Source organism: Pseudomonas caricapapayae, assembly GCF_001400735.1.
GTDB classification, from domain to species: Bacteria; Pseudomonadota; Gammaproteobacteria; order Pseudomonadales; family Pseudomonadaceae; genus Aquipseudomonas; species Aquipseudomonas caricapapayae.
Window position 1 is genome coordinate 1 of the sequence record NZ_LJPW01000067.1, and the last position, 25,757, is coordinate 25,757.

A 25,757-nucleotide genomic window follows, 5' to 3' on the forward strand; every position below is an offset into this window, starting at 1 on the left:
CCAGCTGCAGAAGGAAACCCGCTACGACTGGCTGGACGAAAAGCAAAAGTCGCTGACCCTGACCAGCACCTTCGGCTACGACGACTGGGGCCAGCAAGTCAGTGAAACAGGGCCGGACGGGGTGGTGGCCTGCAGCCTGATGAATCCATTTGGCTGGCGAACCGAAGATGGCGACTATATGCCGACTCAAAGCAGTTGGCAGCAGACAGGTCCCGACTCCAGTGAGCACTATGGTCGGGTAGAGAGCCAGCTCAATCTGCTCGGCAAGCCTGACAAGGTGGAGCGCTTCGCTTTAGACAAGACGAGCATGGGCAAACAGATTTTTCGTTACGACGGCCTGGGTCGTCTGGTTGAGGAAGTCAGTACCCTGGGCCATGTCGGCCGGTATAGCTACGATGCTTTCGACCGCATGGTCGAGAGTACCCTGCCTAATAAAGATAAGGTTTTACGCAGTTACGCCGCGCACAGCACCGCCGAACTGGCCAGTGAAATAACTGTTCAGTCTGCCAACGCTCGCCTGGCCGCCGTCATTGCCGGAGAGCAATCATTTGACGGACTTGGCCGCCTCATCCAGCTCCGTACGGGCGGACGCGTCGAGAACTATCGCTATGACAGCAGCCACCTGAGGATCAGCGAGCGCATCACGCCAAGCAATGCCTCCATTCATTACACCTATGATTTGGGCCTGACCGAAGAACCCATTCGCACCCAGTCACCCGATGATGACGTCAGCTTTGAATACGACGAAAAAAGTGCACGCATGCTGAAATCAATCAATGGACAAGGGGAACGCAGCTACACCTACGACGCAGCCGGGCATCTGCAGCAGAATATCTGGAAGGCAAACGGGCACACCTGGACCACTCGATACACACATTCTTTACACGGCAGGCAGCTGCAGCGCACGGATGTCAGCAGCCTGAGCACCGTTTATAGCCATGACAGCTTCGGAAGAGTAAGCGAGGTCACACAGGGGCAACTGCAAGCCGTGTTCACGTACGACTCGCTAAGCCGCACAGCGGGCATACTCACCACCGACCTGATGTCCGGCACCTATCTGAACACTGTTATCGAATATGACGAACACTCTCGGGAAATACTGCGCACCCTGAGCCAGAACGGGCACCCTGCCCGCACTATTCATCAGGCATGGAGGGCGGACGACCAACTGCTCAGTCGGCACCTGCAGGAAGCTGGCAAAAGTCTGTTACTTGAAGAATTCACCTACGACAATCGCGGGCGGCTGATACTGTTCAAATGTTCTGGGGCGACGCTGCCGCGCAACAGGCAGGGCCATGAGATTATCAGCCAGCTGTTTCGTTTCGATGCGCTGGATAACATCATTGCCTCCATCACCACCTTTGCCGATGGTTCCAGAGAAATGACAGGCTACCGTTACAATTCGCCGGTTGATGCCTGCCAATTACTGGAAGTCACCTACAGACTCATGAAAGGCACGCAGGCCTTTCCCGACTACCTACCCAGCGTCAGTTTTGCCTACGACAAGGACGGCAACATGCTCAATGATGAGCAGGGTCAACAGTTGATTTATGACAGCCAGAACAGGCTGATGGGTGTCAGAAATGGCAGCGGTCTTTCGGTCAACCAGTTTGCCTATGACGGACACAACCACCTTACAGCGGTCACGCAAGGCAGTGACGACGCCACGCTGCGTTTTTATGAAGGAGATCGACTGAGCAACACGGTACAGGCTCAGACCAGAACTCAATACCTGAGCGACGGCGATACACCACTTGGCCAGCAACAGGTCGGTGACTCGGCCAGCACAGCATTACTGTTGATGAGTAACGCGAGCAACAGTGTCATCGGCGAAATCCAGCAATCCGAATTGCGCACGGCCGTTTATAACGCTTATGGGGAACGCAGCAGCGATGACGAGCTGCAAAGTCTGTTGGCGTTCAACGGTGAAATACGCGACCCGTCCTGCGGCTGGTACCTGCTGGGCAAGGGCTACCGCGCTTATAACCCTGAACTGATGCGTTTTCACAGTCCGGACTCAATGAGCCCGTTCGGTGCAGGCGGGCTTAACCCTTATGGTTACTGCATCGGTAATCCTATTGCCTTTCAGGACCCGACCGGGCACAGCGTAGGTCAGCTTTATTACAACCAGCACGAGACCGACATCCTTGCCGTCGGGATTACCTGGGGGGCTGCAGCGCTGGGCATTGCCTTCTCGGCAGCCTCATTTGGCGCGCTCTCGCCCGTCATGATGGCCGTTGTGGGTGTGGGGATAGCCACTGATATCGCATCCGCAGGCCTGATCACCGCTGGTTTGACGAACAAAGACCCGGAGCAGGCCGATGAACTGACTACATACGGTTATCTGTTAGCTCTGCTAAATAGCGTGGTATTTCTTTCGGGGATGGGCAAGTCGAGTCTGAAAGTCACCACTAGAAAAGCAAGATCTGCATATAAAGAAGTTTTTGAATTTGAAAATCTTCCTCACGATTTCAAAGGCCTGAAAATGGGAAAAAACGGTGTAGTGAGAAACAATCCGCTGTACAAAGACAACTCGAGGCGTAGCCACATAAACAGCCTATTTCCTGTAACAGACACGAATAAAACAGTGAGTAGAGCATCCCAAACAACACCACACGCCTCGACAGCACAGGAAACTGTGTCTAACGTTGCTCCTCAACCACCAAAAACACCCGCTACATCATCCACCTCCACACAAACAACAGAAGCGATACAGCAAACACAAACGAGCCCCAACCATAAAGAATTTAGACACACCGTAGATATTAGGCGCGGAATGAACTATCCCACCTCGCTCCCACTCCCAGGCTCAGCCACTTACAACCGTTAGTTCACAACCCCGTACACCTGCATCAACTTATGAAGCAGGTGTATCCCGACTCACCACCTAAAAATCACCTACCAAAATTCCTACAATAAAAGAGGAAAACCCCCTACACAAACAAGAACTTCTCCTATTCCAACCCCCCACCAATCCCCCTAACCTGCACGCCGCCCGTAGGACCAAACCTACAAATATTTCGCAACATCCCTACTGGCACTGCTGCGGTTTACCCAAACAACGGGTGAACCCGCAAATAGACCTACCACCTCGGTAACGCAGACGAAATCCGCCATCCCGAGACATTCATTTACAAAGGAATTACAAATGAAACGCACTTTGCTCGCACTGCCATTGACACTGCTGATGGGCGCTGCTGCTCCTGCTTTCGCCAATACCGGCACGATCAACTTCACCGGTAACATCACGTCGGCCACCTGCAGCATTGAAGTAGTCGACCCGATTACCGGTAACGCGGGCAGTGGCCTGGTGAACATAGGTTCTGTCGCTGCCAGCCGCTTTACCGGCGCAGACCAGGAAGAAGGCGGCAAAGGCTTTGGCTTGCGTGTCACGCCGGGTGCCGGTTGCACCATCCTACCCGGCGCGAAGGCCGAGGTAACGTTCACCGGTACTCCGGATGCATCGGGTAAATACTTCCGTTTCAAACCTCTCGGCGGCTCGGCGACCAATGTTGTCGCCGTGCTGAAGGATGACCTCGGCACAACGATCGACCACGGTACTCCCTCCAAAGAGTACAACCTGCACGAAACCAACCCTACCGACATGCTGTTCTACGTCATGTACCGCTCTACCGCTGCCAGCGTAACAGCCGGTGCAACTGAAGCAGACGTGCGTTTCTCCGTCGCCATCAACTGACAGGCGTCCCTGCTCCCTGCCCTCGCCTGAGGGCAGGGAGCACTTTTGATGACACAGGTATTTTCATATGTTTCCGGAAAAACCGACGGTTCGAGCCCGAGCCTTGCCCCTTGCCATCCTGAGCACATTGTTGGTGTTCGGCTATCAACCTGCCAGTAATGCGGCACTCGTGATCAGCGGCACCCGGGTGATTTTCAACAGCGACAAACGTAGCGTGTCGTTGATCATTTCCAACCCCGGCGACAAAACCTATGCAGCACAAACATGGGTCAATACCGCAGCTGACGACACCACTACCGCAGTACCTTTCCTGCCCTCCCCGCCGTTATTCAGGCTCGACCCGAATAAAGAGCAACAGCTGAAGATCAATGGCTTGCCCAACGACCTGCCCAGAGACCGGGAGTCACTGTTCTACTTCAATGTTCAGGAAATCCCTCAGGCCGATACTCAGGGGTCTAGCAATGTCCTGAATATCGCGCTGCGGACCCGGATAAAGCTGTTTTACCGGCCCGTTGAACTCAAGGACAACCCGGTTGCACGCCTTAAAGATCTGCAATGGTCTGCCACACAGGTCGATGGCAAGACACAGTTGCACGTGGAAAACCCGACACCTTTCCATGTGTCCTTCACACGCTTTGACGTGAAGACTGCGCAAACATCTCAGAGACTCAACAGCCCGACGATGGTGGGTCCGTTTTCCAGCCAGTCCTACGCTCTCGATAGCCTCAAACCAGGCCTTGGCATGCAGCTGACCTTTGCCACCATCAACGATTACGGCGGCGTCACGCCCGATATGACCATACCGGTCCCGCTCAAGCCATAGCCCTCGCCGCACATTGCCAGGAACACCCCCCATGCTTTTCCACATCGGACCATCGCGTCCGGGTAGCCGCTTGCGTCTGACCTTTCTGTTTATTGTCAGTAGCGGCGTGCCCGCATTGCAGACAGCCGTCGCGCAGGCAGCACAACCCGTCAAGTTCCAGTCCGGCTTCATGCGTCAGGACGGCATGCAGAACAACGCCACCGCAGAGATGGCGCTGGCCAGCCTGAGCAATGAGCAAAACCTGGCACCTGGACGCCATCTGGTCAGCCTGTTCGTCAATCTTGAATACGTCGACGAGCGCGAGGTCGAGTTCCTGGCCCACCCCGAGGATGGTCGCCTGGATGTACCAATTGCACCGGTAGGGATGGGCACGACCGTACTGGACCTCAGCGCTCGCTATTTCCAGATTGACGACACCGTCGATATTCAGGCGGGTGAAGCCAAAGGGTCACTGAGCTTCACCATCAGTTACCAGTAAAACCTGCCACCGGCCTTTGTCTGAATACCGGGCCACACCGGCCCGGTTCAAGGCACAAGTGTCAGACTCAGCAACGGGAAGGTGGCGGGAGCCGCCCCGCTTGCAAAACTGACTTTCACCTGTACGACAAGTCCTTTATTAATCGTAAAGGCCAGGAAGATATTTTTTTGTACATCCACCGTCACTTTCGAAGCCTCTACATCGCCTGCCTGAACCGGATAGTCGTCGAGGATTACCTGCGTGTGACCCACCCCCTGCAACGTTATAGTCAGCTTTTGGCCGACTGCCATGAACGGCCAGCGGGCCAACGAAAACGTCGCATAGTCGACGATGCGCGCCAGGCTCAGATCGCCCACAACGCCTTCAGGCCGGGTGCACTGAACAGTCGGCCACTTGCTGGTTGCTATAAACTGGACCGTCAGTTCATGCAGGTCCGATGTCGCAGGATCGCTGCCGGCAACCTCATAATAAACCGGAATACGCTTGCCCATATGCTGACTGATAAACGTCGGCGGGATGCTGAACCGCAGACCACTCGCATCGGCCTCTGTGGAGTGATACGCCCCCTCGGTGCCAGGGTCTGCCCATTGCACGGACAGCACGTCATCTGGCCTGAACTGCGCATCGGCGGGTATGACGACAGTGACACCTCGTAAAGCGTGTAAAGGGTCAAGCGTACTGCTGCTGGAAGAAGAGCTCGACGCCTCTGCGACACTGGGACTGGGCAGATAGCGCGGGAGCGGCCGAGCCTGTACCTGAAGGATTACAGGCAAGGAGACGTTCGACAAGTTGCCGGCACGGTCGCCAAGTTTATAAAAAGCGTAGCGTTCACCATCGCCACGTGCCCGGATCATGTCCCCTTTAAAGCTCAGCGTGATGGGGAAGACAAGGTCAGCCTTATAGAGCACGCGCTGCGAGACAATATTGCGGTCGTCCGTATCGAAAGGTGTTTCGCTCCAGTACCAGGTGACCACATCACCTGGCTTGCCGCCGCGGTAAGACTCAATCCACGCGTCGACCTTGTCGCCGTTACGCTCCAGGTACTCAGCCGTAATCTGCGAAGTATCAAATCGCAACCGCCCCTGATCACCTCCCAATATCGGGGGAGTCAGATCAACGGTGACGGTCTGGGGTTGGGACTGCCACCCGTTAGCGTCCCATGAACTCACTTCGTAGCTCATGTGATGTTCCCCGGGTACGAGATTGCCTGCTGGCATTTCAAACAGCAGATCTTCCGGGGGCAATGACGGGAGGCCTGAAGGCCAGGTCTTCTCATAGACCTGCGTAGTGGTATTCCAATAAACCTTAAGCACAGTAACATAGCCAGGAAATCCGGGGTCATATTCCCATGCGGGTATCTCTACGGGCAGCGGATCGAATGCATAGTCTAGCGGCAATAACCCCTTTTCCTCCCACCGTGGATCGTCAGGAAGAAGATTGGCAATTTTTGGCGGTGGACCTTCAAACTGCTGCTTGAAAAACGGCTTGAATAGCCCGCCCAACCCGTTAAGTAACCATTTATACAATCGAGCCCATGTCATTTTCAGGTCCCTTGAAGTTCTGCCCTGCCCCGTAAACATCCATATTCACATCGGCTTACTCAAACACATCGGCGTGCGCGGGTGCGACTGGCAGAACTGCTAGTTGACAAACCCTGCCAGTAATCTGCAAAAAAGGAGAAGTCATTACTGACCTCCCCTTTTGCTTTCAGATGATTACCAACTGTACCGAATGCCCACGCTGGCCCCCCAGGGCTGCTCGACTCTGTCGCCCTTGCTGTGCTCGAAATCAGCGTTTATCTGCAAACGATCAGACAGCGATGCCGCCACGCCGATACCCAGTTCGCCACGCGATCCCGACAGATCATTATTGAAGTCATTGTCGTTGACCTGCACTCCATTGTTTTTGGCGAACTCGTGCGCCCAGGCTGCACGCACATATGGCTGGACCGTCCTGCCTTGCCCAAGATCGAAGTTGCGCCCGGTCGTCGAACCGAGTTTGCCCACCAGCGAACGCGCCAGGTCGCTTTCGGCACGCATGCCATTGTCCAGTTCATAATCCTTGCCTTCGACGACCACGCCGGCCAACTGGCCGTAGGGCTCGACAAAGTAACCGTTGTCCAGCTTGATATGGCGTCCGAACTCCAGCGACGCACCGACACCCGAGTTGCTGTAATCGCCTTTTGTACGGGTGCCATCGCTCAGATTGACGCGGGCTTTGTTATTGAAACGGTTGAACTTGAGCACGCCGTCGAAGTAGTAGCCCGTGTCGCTGTCGAGCCACGTGCTGTAGGCACCAACGTAGTAACTGCCGACCTTGCCGCTGGCACCACGGTCCAGACTCAGGTCTGAACTGCTTTGCCCTGCCATCACACCTGCCAGCCATTGCCCGTCACCCATCGGGACTTTGCCGTCCGCGCCCAACGAAAAGCCCTGCTGAGTTTGCTGATAGCCGAAACCTGACGCATCGGCAACGTTGAGCTTGTTACCGTAGGTACGCATCCAGACGCCCGATCGGCCACCGTTGTGACGCAGTTCGCCCATGCGCGTGCGCAGCGACGTCAGCTCGCCATACCATACAGTCGGTGCCGTATTGAACAGTGCGACGACCGTTGCGGCAGCAGGACTGACCTTGCGGGTCTGCGCGTCGAGATACCAGTCATTGGGACCCTGCTTGACCAGATCGTAAGACCAGGCGCCCAGATCCACTGCTCCGCCCACCAGGGAAAAGTCGGCATCGCCGGCAGCAGCGCGCACCACATGCAGGCTGGTGTCGGCAGACGGATCAGTGCCGGTGCTGCCGATCAGCAGCGAGTGACTGCCCGTCGCGCTGTCTGTTATGTCGAGAAAATCCGTGCGACCGGCAGCAAAATCCACATCCATGATGAACGTACCGTTGCCGGCCAGGTTGGATACCGACAGTGTGTAGAAACCGGCGGCGTCGCCAAAGCGGACCGCACCGCCATTCATGGTCAGATCGGCCAGTGCGCTATTGCCGATCATGGCCCACTGCGCGCCATTGTTGATGGCGATGCTGCGGGTGTTCTCCAGGCGTCCGGTCAGCACTGAGTTGTTGTCGAGCAGTACATCAGCGAGCGCACCCGGCTCGGCAAGCACATCCCCCGCCATGCTGCTGTTGTCGAGATTGAGCGTGACGGTGCTCCCCGATTCCACCTGCACGTTGCCATTCAGGCTGCTTGCCGACACATTCATCACTGCCGCGGAGGTGCCGGTGACTTCCAGCATATTGCTGTTACCACCTGTCAGGCTCGATCCATTGTTGACATCTATGGCAACCGTGGAGCCCGGCAACCGGGACACCTGCGATCCAATCCGGATTGCGGCCCCTGTCTGCCCGACCACCTGGGTGCTGTCCAGTTTGAGTGACGCGTCTGTGTAAGCAGCCTCGGAGCTTATTGCAACGCCATTAACCGTGCCGACAATACTGCTGGCGCTGGCCTGCGCGGCGCCGGCGTTAAGGCGCAGACCTACGCCGTTGATGCCGGTGCCCGCCAATTGCGAGCCGATCAGCTCAAGCTGACTGAAGTGCGTAACAAGCGCACCTGCCAGTGCGCCGCTGCTGGAGCTGTCAGTCAGACTTACGTCTGAGCCAGTGGTCAGACTCTGCTGGCGATTAAGGATCAGGCCATTGCCTGTGCTATTGGCAATGGTGCTGCCGGAAAGCGTCCCGGTGCTGTTATTGACCTCCAGACCGTCACTGACTGCCGCATCACTCATTCTGATCTCAGAACCATTGCGCACCGAGGATGACGCAATTGTCGAACCGGCAGAGATGTTCAGCGTGGAATCCGTCGCGGTAAGCCTGCCGTGCTGGCTCCCACCATTCACATTCAGGGTTGCGCCCTTGGACAATGCGTAATCGTTGGCAGGACTGGATTGATCGATGCTCACCACACCAGCGATCACTGGAACAGGCGCGGCGACAAGCGCGTTGCTGATCAATAGCAGGGAAGCAACGGATGCGAATTGAAGGATCAAGGGCATAGCGTTTGAAGGAACATACAGATCAGTCGACATAGGACGCTTCCTTTAATACGAAAATATTGTAGGTCAAATCACCATTCTCTGGCGTACCCCAGAAAGGACCTACAAAGAGGCTGTGCATCCTACAAACGTACTTCTAGATATAATGCAGGCTCTTTCCGAAAGAGCTGTAGGACCATTCCCACAGCCTTTTCAGGTGCGCCAAACTGCAAACCTACCCATGCCCATACCATAGCGTTCAATCAAACAACCAGTCAGCAGGCTTGTCGTCAACTAATGCTTAAATTAATAATACGCACTCTTGAAAAAACCAAGTACACATGAATCACTGAAAGTACTATATATTGCCATTCTCCGCGCCATTCTCAGATGCTGTAGGTAACATGTCGCACTTGCCACGGGAATCTGCCGAACAGAGGGTTGTTCCTATTACCCGACTGATCATTACCCGCGTCGAGTGCTTACCGCTTTGTCCACTGGGTTTATATAATGTGTAGGAAAATTGCGCACTGCCTCGTGTGACGATCGGCTCCACGCGATCCTGATAAGGGACGAGGAAGGCAATCCCCGACGCCTCATGGTCCGCCGACAGCTTGAAACGCGAAAATTCAAAGTATGTTTCGTCGATGAGAATTGTTCCATTGGTGTCAGAATAAGCCTGCCACTCGATCACGACTTCATCGTCGACTGCCATAGCCTTCTTATCGAAGGGAATATTGACCCTTATGCCATCCCACGGCCGCGATGAACAATTGATGAGCGGAATGGGTGTAGGAGGATTGGGAGGGGCAGGTACAAAACGGTCAGGAAACGTGACATCGGGCAGCCCCTGTATATCGAGAATTCTGACATCTACGCTGATACGGCCGGATTCCTGTTCATTCACCTCGTTCCAGGTACTGTAATAAACAGGAAGATACTCGTTATACCCGCCCGCCTCTATGAACTCCCAAGGGATATCAAACGTTATAATGTCGCCAGGCCCCTCCGCTCCAATCATCTTCTCGACGACGTGAGGCCTTAGATCTCCCCAGTAGAGCCGCAAGATATCACCAGAGTTAAACGGATTATTGGGCAACTGCGCTCTCGCAGGCTGCCCTTTGTCGCCCTCGCCCAATACGTTGTCGACCAACGGGTTTTCGCGACTTTTCACCGCAATAACAGGGAGCTTGTCATTTATCGGCCCAGGGTTTGCCGGATCAGGCTCGGGACCGGCCACGGTGAAATCAACCTTGAGTGGAAGAATTGGCGAAGATTTCGATGAGCCAGAACGCAGCACGTTGTAACTCACGTCGACCTCACGTTCGGTCGCTGGCCCCTTTTTTGAAAGCGTGTCCCAGTTGATCGGAATATACATAGGGAACGCGTAAAAAGGCACGGGGGCGACACTTATGCCTTCCCATATGACTTCTATCTGGTCATCTGTCTGGAAATTATCATAGCCTAATATGACGACCGCAACGCCCAACTGAGCATCGGCCCTGTCGATTAAATTATCGTGTTCAGCGAGGTAAACCAATGGACCCAGAAGATTCTCTGGAGCAGGCCTCAAATCAAACAGCAGGTGCACGACCTCAGAGAATTGGCCCAGATTACCGGTCCGGTCAATATACCGGAAATAAATACCGATTTTTCCCTGGGCCAACTGTTGGATATCGCTGGAAGGAATTTGGACGACCGGTTTATCCTTACCCGTAGCCTCGTTTTGACTGACAGTCTTGCTCGCTACAGGTGCCCAATTTTGTCGAGAAAATTGGGCAACGACAGGAACCCAGGAAATCTCGATCCTGTCTGCCTCAAGCATATCGCTGGAACGAGGTATTGTAACATCCAGATGACCAACGCTATCAAGATACGCCTGCGTCAAACCTGCGCGTACCACTTCATCCGGAAGCTCAGCCGCTGCTATCGGTTCTCCCTCATTGGGGGCGATATAATCTCTTTCCAATAAAAACCGTATCGACTCAACGGTATTGTAATCCGAGGGAGTGTAAAGATACCATAGACGGTACTCAGTCTTGCCACCAATATACTCAGGTTTGATTAAACAGATCAGTTGATCGGGCGTAGTGTAAGTGACCTTCCCGCACTCAACATCGTCGATAAAAAATGTAATTGTATCGCCCTGCTCCATATTCACAGTGGCTGAGGCAGGAACTTTGACAATCAGATCCCCGCCCTCCTTTGGCAGCAGGTACCTTGGATCGCCCGGTATGGGCTTCAGAACGCCCTCAACCTCCAGAATCGGAAGTTCCAGGCCTTGCCGTCCGAAACGCTCCAAGAGCCAGGTGAGCCAGTCTTTACGAGACTTCTTGGCAGACTCTTCCTTGGGTGAATACATTTCTCGTTCTCCCTAACGATAGATTGCTGTCAAGTATTGACAGCAATAGGCAAGACCCTGGCGATAGCACGCTTCAGGGTTTTGCGTTATGCGTACAACCTAGATCATCATCGGCGCTGCTCGATACTACTAACTATGTTAGTTTGACACGCGTCGCTTTATGGCCTATGCAAAGCATCGCTTTAAACATCACCCATTTGTATCAGCCGCGATACATTCACGACATTCGCCGGACATCGGCCAGCGTCACCCTACCGCCGAGCCTCACGGCGAAGTAGCATGAGGGGCAGCGTTAATCTTCAACAGCGGCCACACAACGGCGGCACACGCAGGCGACAGACGCACTATGCAAGCACTTCCCGACAACACCCTTGATGCCACATCGACTGATCAGCGCTGGAGCGTTCGCGCACTGATTGTCGATGACGATGTGGCGATTCGCGAACTGCTCTGCGACTACCTGACGCGCTTTAACATCAATGCCCGCGGCGTGACCGACGGCGCGCAGATGCGCCAGGCCCTGACCGATGAAACCTTCGATGTAGTTGTGCTCGACCTGATGCTGCCCGGCGAAGACGGCCTTTCACTATGCCGCTGGTTACGCAGCACGTCGGACATCCCGATTCTGATGCTGACCGCACGTTGCGAACCGACCGACCGGATCATCGGCCTGGAGCTGGGTGCCGACGATTACATGGCCAAGCCGTTCGAACCGCGCGAGCTGGTCGCGCGTATCCAGACCATTCTGCGCCGGGTACGTGACGAACGGAGCGATCAGCGCACGACCATTCGCTTTGATGCGTGGCGCCTGAACAGCGTGTTGCGTCAACTGACAGCCGCCGACGGTCTGGTGGTGCCGCTGTCCAACGCAGAGTTCCGTCTGTTGCGCGTATTCCTCGAACGACCGCACAGGGTGCTGAGCCGCGAGCAATTGCTGGACGCTGCCCGAGGACGTTCGATAGAAGCGTTCGACCGTAGTATCGATTTGCTGGTCTCGCGCTTGCGCCAGAAGCTCGGAGACGACCCGAAAAACCCGCAACTGATCAAGACCGTGCGCGGTGAGGGCTACTTGTTCGATGCCAGGGAGTTGGGTTGATCCGCAGGTTCGATACTTTGTTTGCGCGCCTTTTCGGGGGCGCGCTGCTGGCCATTCTGCTGGCCCATTTACTGGCGTTTGCCTGGTTCACCCAATATGGCATGCGCCCCCCGCCCGATGAGCGTCCAGATGCACAACACGCGCAGGAGGATCAAGGGCGGCGTCACAGACCGCCGCCAGGTGGCCCATTGGTGCTGTTGTTTTCCCAATTCGTCACAATGATTATTGCCGCCTGGTACGGCGCCAAGGCGCTGGCACGACCGGTACAGCGCCTGAGCGAAGCCGCTGAGCGCTTGAGTGACGACCTCGACAGCCCGCCGCTGGAAATAAGCGGCCCGAGGGAGGCTCGCCAGGCCGCGCAGACATTCAACCTGATGCAGCGCAAGATCCGCGAACAGATGCAGCAGCGCGGACGCATGCTGGCTGCAGTATCCCACGACTTGCGCACTCCCCTTTCGCGGCTCAAGCTGCGTGTCGAACAGATCGAAGAGCCCAGGCTGCACGGCCAGATGACCCAGGACCTCAACGACATGATCAGCATGCTCGACGCAACGCTCGCCTACCTCAATGAACATCGGCGCAGCGAAAGCCTGCAGCAGTTCGATCTGCAGGCGCTGATCGAATCACAGGCTGAAAATGCTCAGGACAATGGTGAGGATGTTCAGTACGAAGGCCAATGCAAGCCGCTCAGGACGCAACCGATGGCCCTTCGCTCATGCCTGCAGAATCTGGTCGACAACGCCCTGCGCTACGCGGGCAGTGTACATATCGTGATCGACGACAGCGCCGAACGTGTGCGCATATTGGTCGTTGATCACGGGCCAGGCATTGCACCTGAATTTCGCGAAGCCGTGTTCGAGCCATTCTATCGCCTGGAAGGTTCTCGCAACCGCAACTCCGGCGGTATCGGCATGGGCATGAGCATTGCCCGAGAGGCTGCCCGGAGAATCGGCGGCGAGCTGTCGTTGACGCAAACTCCGGGTGGCGGCCTGACTGCAATACTGGACCTGCCGCGCCTCTGAAGCACTCTGTAACACGGCGCGTACAAAGCTTAAATCTCCAGGACAACTGACACCCCGACGCTGCAAAAGCCGGTACACCGCTACCGGACACATTCATCTCAGGGGAGTGAGACCTATGATCAACGGGATAAGCAGCAGCTTCTCCAGCTACACCAGTTCGACCAGTGCCACCTCAAGCACCGGCAACAAAAAGTTTCAGGAAGAGTTACTGGCCAGGCTCGACACCGATGGCGACGGTAGCATTGGCAAGGACGAACTGAGTTCGGCCCTGTCTTCGAACAGTAAGGATGGCATCACTGTCAGCCTGAGCAAGGCCTTCAGTGATCTGGACAGCAACGATGACGACAGTCTGGATGCCGATGAGCTGGCCGCCATGGCACCGCCCCCGCCGCCCATGCAGTCAGTTACCGATATTGCCGACGACTTGCTCACGTCGCTGGACAGCGACGGCGACGGTGCGATCAGCAGCGACGAACTCAGCACCGGGTTGACCAGCGCAGGCAGCAGCGCCAACAGCAGCGAAGTGTTCGACGCACTGGACACCAACGAAGATGGCACGGTCAGTCTTGACGAACTCACCGCCAGCCTGCAATCGCAGCAACCTCCCGCCGGGCCACCGCCTGCACAGATGAGCAGCACCACAGATACTGACAGCGACGCCCTGTTCAGCGCGCTGGACAGCGACAGCGATAACAGCATCAGCGCGTCCGAGCTGTCGGCCGCGCTTAAGCAAAGTGACAGCAGTGACAGTAGTAATGGAACGACCAATGCCAGTCAGATGGCCGCTCAGGCGCTGAGCAAGATGATCGCCGCACTCGGCGAACGGTATGACACAGAGGGCAGCAAACCTGTCGGCCGCTATCTCAATACTGCCGCCTGATAGCACCCGCCGCCGGTCATTGCCGTGCGGCGGGAACGCTAACGCTGGAGGTCAGCGCGGATTGCGAGCCCGTTCACTGCCGACCCAGTCAGTCAGCAGGCTGTAGGCTACGGCCAGCAGAGTCGGGCCAATGAACAGACCGATAAAGCCGAACGCCAGCAGGCCACCAAAGACCCCCAGCAACACGATCACCAGCGGCAGGTTGCCACCGCGACTGATCAGGTATGGTTTGAGAACGTTGTCCACACCGCTGATGACGAACATGCCCCAGATGCCGAGAAAAATCGCCATGCCGTACTCACCCTGCCAGACCAGCCACGCGGTCGCAGGCAACCAGACCAGCGGCGGGCCCATTGGGATCAGACTGAACAGGAACGTCAGAATCCCCAGCACCAGGGCACCGGGAATGCCTGCAATCAGAAAGCCGATCAATGCCAGCAACGCCTGCGCCGCTGCCGTACCGATCACACCATTGACCACCCTCTGCACTGTCCCGGCAACCAGGTCCAGATAATACTGGGCGCGATCACCGATAAGACGTTCGAGCAGACTAAGCACGAAGGCCGCCAGACGCGGACCATCGCGGTAGAAGAAGAACGCGAAAACGATGCTCAGGGTCAGCTCGAGAATACCGCCGCCAATTTGCGCACTGCGCGCCAGCAGCCAGTTGCCGACCTCACCCAGATAGGGTTTGACGGTATTCATCAGCGCTGCGCCTTGCTGATCAATCGTGGTCCAGAACCCCACCAGCCGCTCGCCCACCAGCGGAACGCCTGCCAGCCATTGCGGCGGATCGGGCAACCCGTCAACCTGGATATCCTTGATCAGCGCCGTTGCGTCGCGCACATGATCAGCAAGGTTGAAGCCCAGCCAGACCAGAGGTGCGGCGACCAGCAGCATCCAGCACAGGCTCATGACCAGGGCGGCCAGTGACTCCCTGCCGTTGAACCAGCGGGTCAGCAAGCGCATCAGGGGCCAGCTGGCAAAGGCCAGCACCGCCCCCCAGATCAAGGCCGACCAGAACGGTGCCATCACCCAGAGACAGGCACCGAATAACGCCAGCAGCAGAATTTGCACCAGCAAACGATCATTGTTGAACATGCTGCATCCACTAAAGAAGGTCGGAGGTAGCGAGCATAATGGCGAACCTGCCTGTTCGCCATCGCTGTTCTAGCGGATAACGTCGATCCTGAGCCCCTTGCCTTCGAGGACACCTGCCTCAAGCCGGGCAGCGCGAACACCCTTGGCCACCAAAGCGTCACGCCAGGCATTGGCACTTGCTCCGGAGACCGTGGCACGCAAGCCACTGTCCAGGTTCAGAACGCGAGAAACGAGGCTGACCCAGACCTCCTGTGGCTCGCCGCCCAGTCTGGGCAGTTCCAGCTTGCCGGTGCTTTTCAGTTGGCGCAGCAGCGTGGCCGAGGTGGGTAGCAGTTCACCCAGCGGCGCGGCCGATTCAAACTGCTCGACATGCAGGTACGCCCGACGGTTGCCGCGGGTGATACTGTAAAGCGCTACGAGGGTTTCACTGCGCGGCTCTGCCAGGCGCAACAGCAGGTAAGCCTGCCGGTCGTCTGCACCATACAGCTTGGCGTTGCCGAACACTTCGTTGGCCCACAGACTGCTTTCTCCGCAGTCACGCGCCTGGCACCAGAACAACAATTCTGCGCCCTGCTGCTGCAACGCTTCACGAGCAGCGGTAAAGGCATCGTCGGAAGTATGTTCGGCAGGCAGCTGATAGGTGACCGAGGTCAGATTGCCGCGCGCGCTGACCTGGCCATCGAAACGTAACTGACCGCTGATCTTGCGAATGGCGCCCATCGGGTACACTCGCTCAAGCTCGGCCACAGGGCGGTAGTCGACAATCTCGGTATCGGGCAGACGAGGCACAATCTCCAGATCACGACTGCCCGGCGCATCGGCGGCGAACAGCGCAGCGCTGAACAGCAACACGCACAACGCAGCAACGGGAACACTTGATAAACGCATGAGTGCTCTCATTTGCAGGCAAGCCGGGGACAAGAATGAAAAAGATCGCCGGTACGGCGGTCGCGAGCAGCTGCGGATTGATCCATCACGGTTGACTCCTGTTTCAACCCGCCCAGCGTCGGCAGTTGGCAGTCTCAAGTCAAGAAGCAGCGAAGAAGCGATTGATACAGTGTGCAACAGAACGCGCGCCGTCCTCATCGTTCAGGTGCAGATGATGCCCACCTGCCAGCCGTTCGACGTCAAAGGGCAGCCCTGAGAGCAGCTCTTGTCTTTGCGCAAGCATGCCCTGCGAGGCAATCACCAATTGCGTCGGGCAGCGGATGCCGTGAACGAACGCCATGGCTTGTTCATCGGTAAAGCGCATTGCGGAGGGCAAAGTCAGGCGGCTGTCGCTGCGCCAGGTGTAGCCGCCCGGCACCGGCATCAACCCCCTCTGAGCCAGCAGCTCGGCCGCCTCGCGACTGACCGCCACGGCACCTTTCATCCGCGCCTGGACGGCTCGTTGCTGATCCTGATAAACCGGTTTTCTCTTGCCTGGCAGTTCGAGTTGCGCATGCAGCGCCACGCCCATTCGCTCGACGGCGGATTCGGCCTTGCCCGTCAGCGGCAACAGACCGTCGATCAGCGCAAGATGCGTGACTCGCTCGGGGAGAGAACTTGCCAGCAGCACAGCAACGATAGCGCCCAGTGAGTGCCCCAGCACGGCAAAACGCTGCCAGCCCAACTGCCCGGCCACTTGCAGCACATCGAAAGCATAATCAGCCAGTGCATAGGACGCGCCCGCCGGCCGGTGATCGGAATGGCCATGCCCTGCCAGGTCCAGCGCCACGATCCGCAGCCCCTCCAGACACGGAGCGAGCCGGGCGAAGCTGTTGGCATTGTCGAGCCAGCCGTGCAGCGCGATCACCGGCCGACCGTCCTCGGGACCGTACAGACGAGCAGCCAGTTCGATATGCCCCAGACTCAGACGGACCTCCTCCACAGCAAGCGTCATGCACGGACCCTTGAGGCGCTGCGGGCATTCCAGCGAGCAAACAGCGTCTTGAGCAGCCGCGCCGTTTCATCCGGTCGTTCAAGTGGAAACATGTGCCCTCCGGGCATGGACAGGTATTCGCCTTCGCGCATGCGTCGGGCCAGGTAACCATGATGAGGCATGATCACCCGACTGTGTTGGCCACGCACCATCGCCAGCGGCACCTTGAGCTGCCGCGACGGGATTGGACTGGTGTGAGGGATGCTGCGGTAGATACTGATTTCGGTCGCAGGATCGAAACGCAGACGCAATTGCTCGCCATCCTGTTGCAGACCGTGTTGCAGGTACGCGGTAAGACAGTCGGGATCGAAGCGGCGAAACAAGGTCTTGCTGGCAAAATAGGTACGGGCTGAATCAAGATCGGCAAATGCCTCGCGACGCCCCAGGGTCCGGCCCGCTGGCGTTATGCGGTCAATGAAGCCCAGGCGTTTGGCAGCGCGGATGAAGAGCTGATCAGCCAGGCCCAGCACCGGCGAGTCGAGCATCACCACACCCCGATAGAGTTCCGGGCAGCGCAATGCGGCATGCAGGTGCAGCACCCCGCCGAGCGAATGCCCTACTCCCCATACCGGGGCGGGCTGCTCGCGCAGATGATGAATCAGCTCATCGACCAGATTCAGCCAGTTGTCATCCACCGGAAAGCGCGGGTCATGCGCGTGCTGCTCAAGATGGGTCACTTCGTATTCCGGTGCGAGCGCGCAAAACAGCTTCCCGTACGTAGCCGATGGGAAACCGTTGGCGTGGGCGAAGAACACGGGTTGCGACATGCCAATCACTCCAGAGGCCAGGCGAGAGGCAATTGTGCGCAGGTGCCCGAGGGAGCGGCAATGACTGGAACTGCCATCGCAGATGGCACTCCGGCCAACAACGAATCAGGTACATGAACTCAACGGGCAGGCGGCTCCTGGCCATGCGGCACTACGGCTACTGTCAGGCGCGAGATGCAGCTCAATTTGCCTTCGTCGGTGCTGATGCGGATGTCCCAGACATGGGTGGTGCGGCCGAGATGCACCGGACGCACGACTCCGGTTACGCGTCCGGCACGCACGCCACGCAAATGGTTGGCATTGACCTCAAGTCCGACACAGAAATACTTGCCCGGATCCACCACCAGATAGCTCGCCATAGACCCCAGCGACTCGGCCAGCACCACGGATGCACCGCCATGCAACAGCCCGAAAGGCTGATAAGTGCGCTGATCGACCGCCATACTAGCCGTCAGGGAGTCATCCGTGAACGATTCAAAGCGAATATCCAGCACCTCGCCTATGGTGTTTTTCTGAGCTGCCATAAGGGCTTCGATATCAGGAGCCTGACGCCATACACTCATGTTAAATCCTTTTTCAAAGAGGGCCGCGCTCGCGGAAATGGGTGATTCGAACAGACCGTTCAGACGTGCCGAACGCTGTTGAGCTGCATGCCGCCGGCCAGCACAAACTCGCCTTCCAGTTCGGCCAGACTGGCAGTACTCATGGGCTCGGCCTGCTGCGGGCTGCCATGCGCCAGCACCCCGATCAGTTCGCCCACCAGAGGCTGATGACTGACCAGCAGCACCTCGTCGACAGCCAGTCTGTCCAGCTGGGCCAGCACCTCACGCGGGCTGCTGTCGGGCGTCAGCCAGGGCACGGTCATGACCGGGTCATTGAAGCCCAGCGACTGCCGGACCAGTTGGGCAGTCTGCTGGGCGCGTACATAGGGGCTGGCGATGATCCGCTGCACCGGCTTGTCAGTCAGGTGCAGCGCGCTTTTCAGCACTTCTTCACGCCCGTGTGCGGTCAGCTCGCGCTCGGCATCGCTGCGCGCCTGCGACTGGGCTTCGCCATGGCGCAATACCCAGACCTTCACAGCTTTGGCTCTTCATCGCGCGCCGGATGAGGCGCTGGCGGGACATGATGAGGCGCCTCGCCTTCGGGGCTGCGCGGTGCAGGCCAGTCGGCGAAGGGCCAGGGCTTGTGATCGCTGTGAAACGTTCCGAAGCGACCTATCTGGGCCAGATACTGACTGATGCTGTCACCGAAATTCATCAGCCCGCCACTCGGCGCGCCATAGATCAGACGATAAACCAACTGCACAAGCACCACGCCCGCCAGAATAATCTGGGCAACGTGCCATACACCCAGAAACAGCAGCATCCACAGAATGCGCAGCAGTATCGATTCGTTATGCTGGATTTTCGACGCGTTCAAGGCGTTCTCCCTGATCAGACTGAATTCAATTAAAGCCGGTAATCGAAATGAAATCGACGTCCGTCTTGGGCTCGGCACGCATCAACGCTTCAATGACCTGACTGAGCGTACGGCCTTCGAAAAGAATCGCATGCAGCCCGGCGACCAGCGGCATGTAGACCTGGACCTCCTGCGCCTTGACTTTGAGCACCTTGAGCGTATTGACGCCCTCGGCCACCTCGCCCAGGCGAGTGACCGCCTCGTCCAGCGTCAGGCCCTGCCCCAGCGCAAAGCCGACCTGATAGTTGCGGCTTTTGGGTGAGGAGCACGTGACGATCAGATCGCCCACCCCGGCCAGCCCCAGAAAGGTCATCGGGTTGGCACCCTGACTGACCGCGAAACGGGTCATTTCCGCCAGCGCCCGGGTGATCAGCATGCTCTTGGTGTTTTCGCCCATGTCCAGCGCCACCGCCATGCCGGCGATGATCGCATAGACATTCTTCAATGCCCCGCCCAGTTCGACGCCAAAACGGTCGTTACTGGCGTAGACCCGAAACGTTCGTCCGTGCAGCGCAGCCTGGACCTGCTGACACAGCGCCTCGTCCTCGCTGGCGACCACAGTGGCGGTGAGCGCGTGCTCGGCGATCTCACGGGCCAGATTGGGACCTGAAAGGACGCCGATGCGCGCCTGGGGAACAATTTCTTCGAGGATCTGGCTCATCAATTTGAAGCTTTGCGCTTCGATGCCTTTGGTCAGGCTGACCAGCATTTTACCGTTCAGGCGCTCGACATGAGGCGACAGCACCGAACGCAGGGCACTTGAAGGCAAGGCGACGAAAATCAGCTCACTGGCCTCAAGCACGTGGGCGATATCAGTCACCGGCTCCACTTCAGGCCGGACCTTGATGCCCTTGAGGTAACGGGGATTTTCACGGTTGACGCGAATCGCCTCCGCCTGCTCCGGATCACGCATCCACTGGAGAACCTGATGGCCGTTCTCGGCCAGCAGATTTGCAATGGCAGTCCCGAAACTGCCACCACCAAGAACCGCAACGGGTTGCTGTGTGGTCATAAAACTATCCATCCAGAGCCATCCAAGTGGCGATGCCAGCATTATACGGCGCGGCACAATATCGGCCAGCAACAAAGCTGATCGGTTGTGCACGCGAGATGCCCGGGGACAACAAGTTCGCTGGAAACGCGCCCCATCTCGGTTAACATGCGCACACGGCATGTGAATTACCGCGACATCCGGCGCTGTCATCAGCAGCCGGAACGGGTCGCAACCACCAGGCGAACAGGCATGGACGCAATAATGGAATCATCAGCGCATCACTTTGCGCGCAAGGCATGCAGCCGATGAAATTTCGGCACTGGGATATCAATACCCGCACGCAGATCATCAGCCTGGGCCCTGCCCTGTTGCTGACGGCTCTGCTGATCAGCTTTTTCACCTTCGTGCGTATTCAGGACCTGCGCCAGGAGCTGAATCACACCGGGCAGCTCATCGCCAATCAACTCGCTACCGCTGTCGAGCCTGGTGTTGCGACAGGCGATATAGACGGGCTGAACGCGCTGATGCGCGCCACACTGTCTATGCCGAGCGTTCGTTATGTCGAGATTCAGGACAGCTCGAATACGGCGATGGTCTACATAGATCAGCCTCGCGAAAACGAGCAGCAGGCACGTCAGATGGAGATATTCCTGGCCCCTGTTCAGCCGCAGCGTGCGACGGCTCACAGTCATTCCGGCACATCTTCCGGACACAATCGCCAGCAGCCGCAGGGTGTTTCGCAGAGCTATCTCGGTCGAGTATTGGTCGGGATGTCCAGTGAAGCATTCAGTCGCCGTCAGCAGGAAATATTGCTCAAAGCCGGTGTCCTGGCGCTGGGTGCGCTGCTGTTCGCGTTTCTGCTGGCTCGGGGCCTGGCCCTGAGCCTGTCCAGACCCGTCAGAGAAATGGGCGAAGCGCTAAAGGCTATTCAGCAGGGTGACTATCACACGCCTCTGCCGGTCAGCGATGATGCCGAACTGGGCGCGCTGGCCCGACACATCAATAACTTGGCGGAGAACCTGCACCGCACCAGCCTTGAGCAGCAACGCTCGGTGGCCCAACTGATCCAGACACGCGAAGAAGCCGAACAGGCCAACCGCGCCAAATCGGATTTTCTGGCAATGATGAGTCATGAGTTGCGCACGCCCATGAACGGCGTACTGGGCATGCTGCAACTGCTGGAAACCACGCGCATGACCGCCGAGCAAAGCGAGTACGCAACGCTGGCGACCGAATCCACCGAGCACCTGCTTCGGGTGATCAACGACATCCTCGACTTTTCCCGAATTGAACGCGATGCCCTGCAAATGGAAGGCATTGCGTTCAATCTGGCCGAACTGGTCAGTGCATCGACTCATGCGTTCAACCACAGCGCGGTACAACGCAGGCTGCTCCTGGAACTGCAGGTTCAGCCAGGGCTGGAAACAATCACCGTCATAGGCGATCCGACCCGGATTCGGCAGATTCTGGTGAACCTGATCGGCAACGCACTTAAATTTACCGAGCAAGGCAAGGTCTGTGTCGTTGCCAGTTGGGCGATGCTCGACAATGATCAACTGCACTTCACCTGTGCGGTGCATGACAGCGGCATTGGTATCGACGCCGAGCGACTGGAATCGATGTTCGATGCGTTCAAGCAGGCGGACAGCTCGATTTCCAGACGTTACGGCGGTACGGGACTGGGTTTGCCGATTGCACGTACTCTGGCCGAACGCATGGGCGGCACGTTGCGGGCAGAGAGCCAGGAAGGCTCGGGCTCGGTTTTCACCCTGCAGATCCCCCTGCCCGTTGCGCGCGACGTGACGGTCGATATCGCCAAGCCGCTGTCGGTGCTCGATGCGCATGGCAGAGAGCGCAGCATATTGCTGGTCGAGGACAATCCGGTAAACCGCACCGTGGTTCAGGCCATGTTGCGTAATCTGGGTTGCGAGGTCGATGTGGCAGTCGACGGTGCTGAAGCCGTCATGAAAGCAGGCTCGGGCAACCACGCGTTGATTTTGATGGATTGCCGACTGCCGGTCATGGACGGCTACGAGGCCACACGTCGAATCAGGCAACTTTCCGGTCTGGAACGAATCCCAATCATTGCCCTGACTGCCAATGCGTTACAGGGTGATCGTGACGCCTGTTTACAGGCAGGGATGGATGATTACCTGGCAAAACCCTTCAAACACGCTGATTTACAGCAGGTTTTACAGCGCTGGCTGTCCTTTGAAGCACCTGTGACTGGCGATAAATGTTAAATTGCGGCAGTCTTGACAAGCAAATCAGCCAGCAAAGTCGGCTGAACGACGAAATTCAGTGTACAGGTGTACCTTGATTTCAACTGAGCTGTGACTTTCATTACAACGCAACAGTCTATGAGTAGGCTGCCGGACAGGGTCCTGGCGAAATAAGTGCGCCGGGGCTGGCGTTCGGACCAGTGGCGCCACAACCTGCCGCACAAGATTATTGAGGAGCTCGCATGACCAAACAACACGCCTTTACCCGGGAAGACCTGCTGCGCTGCAGTCGTGGCGAGCTGTTCGGCCCAGGTAATGCGCAACTGCCCGCCCCTAACATGCTGATGGTCGATCGCATCACACACATCAGCGATGAAGGTGGCAAGTTCAGCAAGGGTGAATTGGTCGCCGAACTGGATATCAACCCGGACCTGTGGTTCTTTGCCTGCCACTTCGAAGGTGATCCGGTGATGCCCGGATGCCTGGGCCTGGACGCCATGTGGCAACTGGTCGGTTTCTATCTTGGCTGGCAGGGCAATCCCGGTCGTGGCCGCGCCCTGGGTTCGGGCGAAGTGAAGTTTTTCGGTCAGGTTCTGCCTACCGCCAAAAAAGTCACCTATAACATTCACATCAAACGCGTCCTGAAAGGCAAACTGAACTTGGCCATTGCCGACGGTTCAGTGAGTGTAGACGGTCGCGAAATCTATACCGCCGAAGGCCTTCGGGTCGGCGTGTTTACTTCCACTGAAAATTTCTAAGGGTACTCGCATGCGCCGCGTCGTTATCACTGGTCTGGGTATTGTTTCCTGCTTGGGCAATGACAAAGAGACCGTCACCGCTAACCTGCGTGCTAACCGCCCTGGCATCCGCTTTAATCCGGAATATGCCGAAATGGGTCTGCGCAGCCAGGTTTCCGGCTCCATCGACCTGGATCTGGAAGAACTGATCGATCGCAAGATCTTCCGCTTCGTCGGCCATGCGGCAGCCTATGCCTACCTGGCGATGAAAGACGCCATTACCGATTCGGGCCTGACCGACGAACAGGTTTCCAACGTGCGTACCGGCCTGATCGCCGGCAGCGGCGGTGCGTCGACCCTGAACCAGATGGAAGCACTGGACACCCTGCGCGAAAAAGGCGTCAAGCGCGTCGGCCCTTACCGTGTCACGCGGACCATGGGCAGCACCGTTTCGGCATGCCTGGCCACACCGTTCAAGATCAAGGGTGTCAACTACTCCATCTCGTCCGCCTGCGCCACCAGCGCCCACTGCATCGGCAACGCTGTCGAGCAGATTCAGCTGGGCAAGCAGGACATCGTTTTTGCCGGTGGCGGCGAGGAAGAGCACTGGAGCCAGTCGTTCCTGTTCGACGCCATGGGCGCGCTGTCCACCCAGTACAATGAAACGCCGGAAAAAGCCTCCCGTGCCTACGACGCCAAGCGTGACGGCTTCGTGATTGCCGGTGGTGGCGGCATGGTCGTTGTCGAGGAGCTGGAACACGCTCTGGCACGCGGCGCGAAAATCTACGCGGAAATCGTGGGATACGGCGCTACATCGGATGGCTACGACATGGTCGCACCAAGCGGTGAAGGCGCGATCCGCTGCATGCAGATGGCCCTAGGTGATATCAACTCCGACGCCATTGACTACATCAACACCCACGGCACCTCGACTCCGGTTGGCGACGCCAAGGAAATGGAAGGTGTGCGCGAGGTATTCGGTGCCAACGCGCCAGCGATCAGCTCCACCAAGAGCCTGTCGGGCCACTCGCTGGGTGCCGCAGGTGTTCACGAAGCGATCTACTGCCTGCTGATGATGGAAAACAACTTCATCGCCGGCTCCGCGAACATCGACGAGCTGGACCCGGTGGTCGCCGACATGCCGATCCTGCTCAAGACACGCGAAGATGCCAAACTCGATCTGGTCATGAGCAACAGCTTCGGCTTCGGCGGTACCAACGCTACGCTGGTTCTGAAACGCTGGGCGGGCAAGTAACACTGCTTTTGTCGCAAACAAAAAAGGCGCCTTTCGAGGCGCCTTTTTTGTGAGTCCGGCAAACGTGGCTAACGTTCTTAGGTATATCTGCGGGGATAATGGAACTTCAGAACACCTCTCGGCCCTCACGCTCCAGCGAGGGAGTGCAGTTCACGACGCTCTGCGTCGCAAGAGGAAGCAGAGCGTCCAGACCGGCATGCCTACGCGGAGCATGGACATCTTAGGTGTTCCTTCAGCCAAACACTTCAGCCAACAAATCATGCATCGACTTGAACGCGCGCTTCGACACTTTGGCGTCGTACATCATCATGCCGGGAACGTTGGCATGCGGGTCGGTGAATGAATGGAACGCACCGCCGTAGCTGTGCAGTTGCCAGTCCACGCCAGCAGTATTCATCTCGTCTTCGAAAGCCGGCAACTGTTCTTTCGGCACCAACGGGTCAGAAGCACCGTGAAGGACCAGCACCGGACCCTTGATGTTTTTGGCATCAGCCGGGGCAGGCGTGTCCAGCGTGCCGTGGAAGGAGATGGCGGCTTTCAGTTCGGCACCGGTACGCGCTAGCTCCAGAGAGCAGCAGCCGCCGAAGCAGAAGCCGAAGGTTGCGATTTTACTGGAGTCCAGAGACACATCCGTCTGGCTCGACAATTGATCGAGTGCTGCCTGCATACGCTTGCGCAGCAAACCACGGTCTTCCTTGAGCGGCGTCATGGCAGCGCCCGCCTCGTCGTTGTTACTCGGGCGAATCTGCTGACCGTAAAGGTCAGCAAGCAGCACTACATAGCCCTTGGCTGCCACCGCTTTGGCGATGTCTTCGGCACCCTTGCTGACACCCATCCAGTTAGGTGCCATCAACAGACCTGGCTGCGCAGTGGTGGCGCTGCTGTCATACGCCAGTCGACTTTCATAAGACTGACCATCAATCTGATAGACCACAGAACGGATTTCGATATTGCTGCTCAT

22 protein-coding genes are annotated in these 25,757 nt (G+C 57.4%); 10 read left to right on the forward strand and 12 right to left on the reverse strand.

Features of this window, described 5'->3' with window-relative positions; all coding sequences use genetic code 11:
* From ALO80_RS10200 to ALO80_RS10215, 4 genes are all read left to right on the forward strand, one after another.
* A partial coding sequence (locus ALO80_RS10200; RefSeq protein WP_162491671.1) for an RHS repeat-associated core domain-containing protein occupies positions 1–2,830 on the forward strand: 2,830 nt, incomplete at its 5' end.
* 318 nt (positions 2,831–3,148) lie between these two features.
* A complete protein-coding gene (locus ALO80_RS10205) occupies positions 3,149–3,697 on the forward strand; it encodes a fimbrial protein (protein WP_054985810.1) in 549 nt (182 codons plus the stop codon).
* 67 nt (positions 3,698–3,764) lie between these two features.
* Positions 3,765–4,520 (forward strand): fimbrial biogenesis chaperone, encoded by a 756-nt coding sequence (locus ALO80_RS10210; protein ID WP_055008927.1) that lies wholly within the window; start codon positions 3,765–3,767, stop codon positions 4,518–4,520.
* A 31-nt stretch (positions 4,521–4,551) separates the two neighbouring features.
* A complete protein-coding gene (locus ALO80_RS10215; RefSeq protein WP_055008928.1) occupies positions 4,552–4,998 on the forward strand; it encodes a hypothetical protein in 447 nt (148 codons plus the stop codon).
* 47 nt (positions 4,999–5,045) lie between these two features.
* Here the strand turns inward: ALO80_RS10215 and ALO80_RS10220 are convergent, their stop codons facing one another.
* The 3 genes from ALO80_RS10220 to ALO80_RS10230 all read right to left on the reverse strand — a co-directional run bounded on the left by ALO80_RS10220 (position 5,046) and on the right by ALO80_RS10230 (position 11,343).
* Complete coding sequence (locus tag ALO80_RS10220; RefSeq protein WP_055008929.1) at positions 5,046–6,539, reverse strand: hypothetical protein; 1,494 nt, start codon at positions 6,537–6,539, stop codon at positions 5,046–5,048.
* Between the two features lie 174 nt (positions 6,540–6,713).
* Positions 6,714–9,002: an autotransporter outer membrane beta-barrel domain-containing protein gene (locus ALO80_RS10225; RefSeq protein ID WP_408003281.1), complete on the reverse strand. Its 2,289-nt coding sequence runs from the start codon at positions 9,000–9,002 to the stop codon at positions 6,714–6,716.
* Positions 9,003–9,339: 337 nt separating this feature from the next.
* Entirely contained in the window at positions 9,340–11,343 is a 2,004-nt protein-coding gene (locus tag ALO80_RS10230; RefSeq protein ID WP_235812469.1) for a hypothetical protein, read from the reverse strand.
* Between the two features lie 346 nt (positions 11,344–11,689).
* Here ALO80_RS10230 and ALO80_RS10235 point away from each other — a divergent pair, with 346 nt between their 5' ends.
* The 3 genes from ALO80_RS10235 (at position 11,690) to xopAW (ending at position 14,341) form a co-directional block, all read left to right on the forward strand.
* On the forward strand, positions 11,690–12,439 hold the full coding sequence (locus tag ALO80_RS10235) for a response regulator (RefSeq protein ID WP_055008931.1): 750 nt from the start codon (positions 11,690–11,692) through the stop codon (positions 12,437–12,439).
* Positions 12,436–13,461, forward strand: a complete 1,026-nt coding sequence (locus ALO80_RS10240) for a sensor histidine kinase (RefSeq protein WP_055008932.1) — start codon at positions 12,436–12,438, stop codon at positions 13,459–13,461. The genes ALO80_RS10235 and ALO80_RS10240 overlap by 4 nt, the downstream gene beginning before the upstream one ends.
* Positions 13,462–13,576: 115 nt before the next feature.
* Positions 13,577–14,341: an EF-hand domain-containing protein gene (gene xopAW / locus ALO80_RS10245; RefSeq protein WP_055008933.1), complete on the forward strand. Its 765-nt coding sequence runs from the start codon at positions 13,577–13,579 to the stop codon at positions 14,339–14,341.
* A gap of 51 nt (positions 14,342–14,392) precedes the next feature.
* Here xopAW and ALO80_RS10250 read toward each other — a convergent pair whose 3' ends face one another.
* From ALO80_RS10250 to ALO80_RS10285, 8 genes are all read right to left on the reverse strand, one after another.
* Positions 14,393–15,442, reverse strand: coding sequence for an AI-2E family transporter (locus ALO80_RS10250; RefSeq protein WP_055005873.1), 1,050 nt, complete (start codon positions 15,440–15,442; stop codon positions 14,393–14,395).
* A gap of 69 nt (positions 15,443–15,511) precedes the next feature.
* Entirely contained in the window at positions 15,512–16,330 is an 819-nt protein-coding gene (locus ALO80_RS10255) for a DUF4892 domain-containing protein (RefSeq protein ID WP_055008934.1), read from the reverse strand.
* Between the two features lie 139 nt (positions 16,331–16,469).
* The gene (locus ALO80_RS10260; RefSeq protein WP_055008935.1) at positions 16,470–17,324 is read right to left on the reverse strand and encodes an alpha/beta fold hydrolase; all 855 of its coding nucleotides are present in this window, start codon (positions 17,322–17,324) and stop codon (positions 16,470–16,472) included.
* Positions 17,321–18,130, reverse strand: a complete 810-nt coding sequence (locus ALO80_RS10265) for an alpha/beta fold hydrolase (RefSeq protein WP_055008936.1) — start codon at positions 18,128–18,130, stop codon at positions 17,321–17,323. The genes ALO80_RS10260 and ALO80_RS10265 overlap by 4 nt, the downstream gene beginning before the upstream one ends.
* A 119-nt stretch (positions 18,131–18,249) precedes the next feature.
* The gene (locus tag ALO80_RS10270) at positions 18,250–18,693 is read right to left on the reverse strand and encodes a hotdog fold thioesterase (protein WP_055008937.1); all 444 of its coding nucleotides are present in this window, start codon (positions 18,691–18,693) and stop codon (positions 18,250–18,252) included.
* A gap of 59 nt (positions 18,694–18,752) precedes the next feature.
* A complete protein-coding gene (sixA, locus tag ALO80_RS10275; protein WP_055008938.1) occupies positions 18,753–19,208 on the reverse strand; it encodes a phosphohistidine phosphatase SixA in 456 nt (151 codons plus the stop codon).
* On the reverse strand, positions 19,205–19,549 hold the full coding sequence (locus tag ALO80_RS10280) for a DUF4389 domain-containing protein (RefSeq protein WP_054985795.1): 345 nt from the start codon (positions 19,547–19,549) through the stop codon (positions 19,205–19,207). The genes sixA and ALO80_RS10280 overlap by 4 nt, the downstream gene beginning before the upstream one ends.
* A gap of 25 nt (positions 19,550–19,574) precedes the next feature.
* The gene (locus tag ALO80_RS10285; protein WP_054985794.1) at positions 19,575–20,600 is read right to left on the reverse strand and encodes an NAD(P)H-dependent glycerol-3-phosphate dehydrogenase; all 1,026 of its coding nucleotides are present in this window, start codon (positions 20,598–20,600) and stop codon (positions 19,575–19,577) included.
* A gap of 287 nt (positions 20,601–20,887) precedes the next feature.
* Here ALO80_RS10285 and ALO80_RS10290 point away from each other — a divergent pair, with 287 nt between their 5' ends.
* The 3 genes from ALO80_RS10290 (at position 20,888) to fabB (ending at position 24,796) form a co-directional block, all read left to right on the forward strand.
* Positions 20,888–22,825 carry an ATP-binding protein gene (locus ALO80_RS10290; protein ID WP_055008948.1) on the forward strand — a complete coding sequence of 646 codons (1,938 nt, stop codon included), beginning with the start codon at positions 20,888–20,890 and terminating at the stop codon, positions 22,823–22,825.
* A 221-nt stretch (positions 22,826–23,046) separates the two neighbouring features.
* Complete coding sequence (gene fabA / locus ALO80_RS10295) at positions 23,047–23,562, forward strand: 3-hydroxyacyl-[acyl-carrier-protein] dehydratase FabA (RefSeq protein WP_002552989.1); 516 nt, start codon at positions 23,047–23,049, stop codon at positions 23,560–23,562.
* Between the two features lie 10 nt (positions 23,563–23,572).
* On the forward strand, positions 23,573–24,796 hold the full coding sequence (gene fabB, locus ALO80_RS10300; RefSeq protein ID WP_055008939.1) for a beta-ketoacyl-ACP synthase I: 1,224 nt from the start codon (positions 23,573–23,575) through the stop codon (positions 24,794–24,796).
* 232 nt (positions 24,797–25,028) lie between these two features.
* Here fabB and ALO80_RS10305 read toward each other — a convergent pair whose 3' ends face one another.
* Complete coding sequence (locus ALO80_RS10305) at positions 25,029–25,757, reverse strand: dienelactone hydrolase family protein (RefSeq protein ID WP_055008940.1); 729 nt, start codon at positions 25,755–25,757, stop codon at positions 25,029–25,031.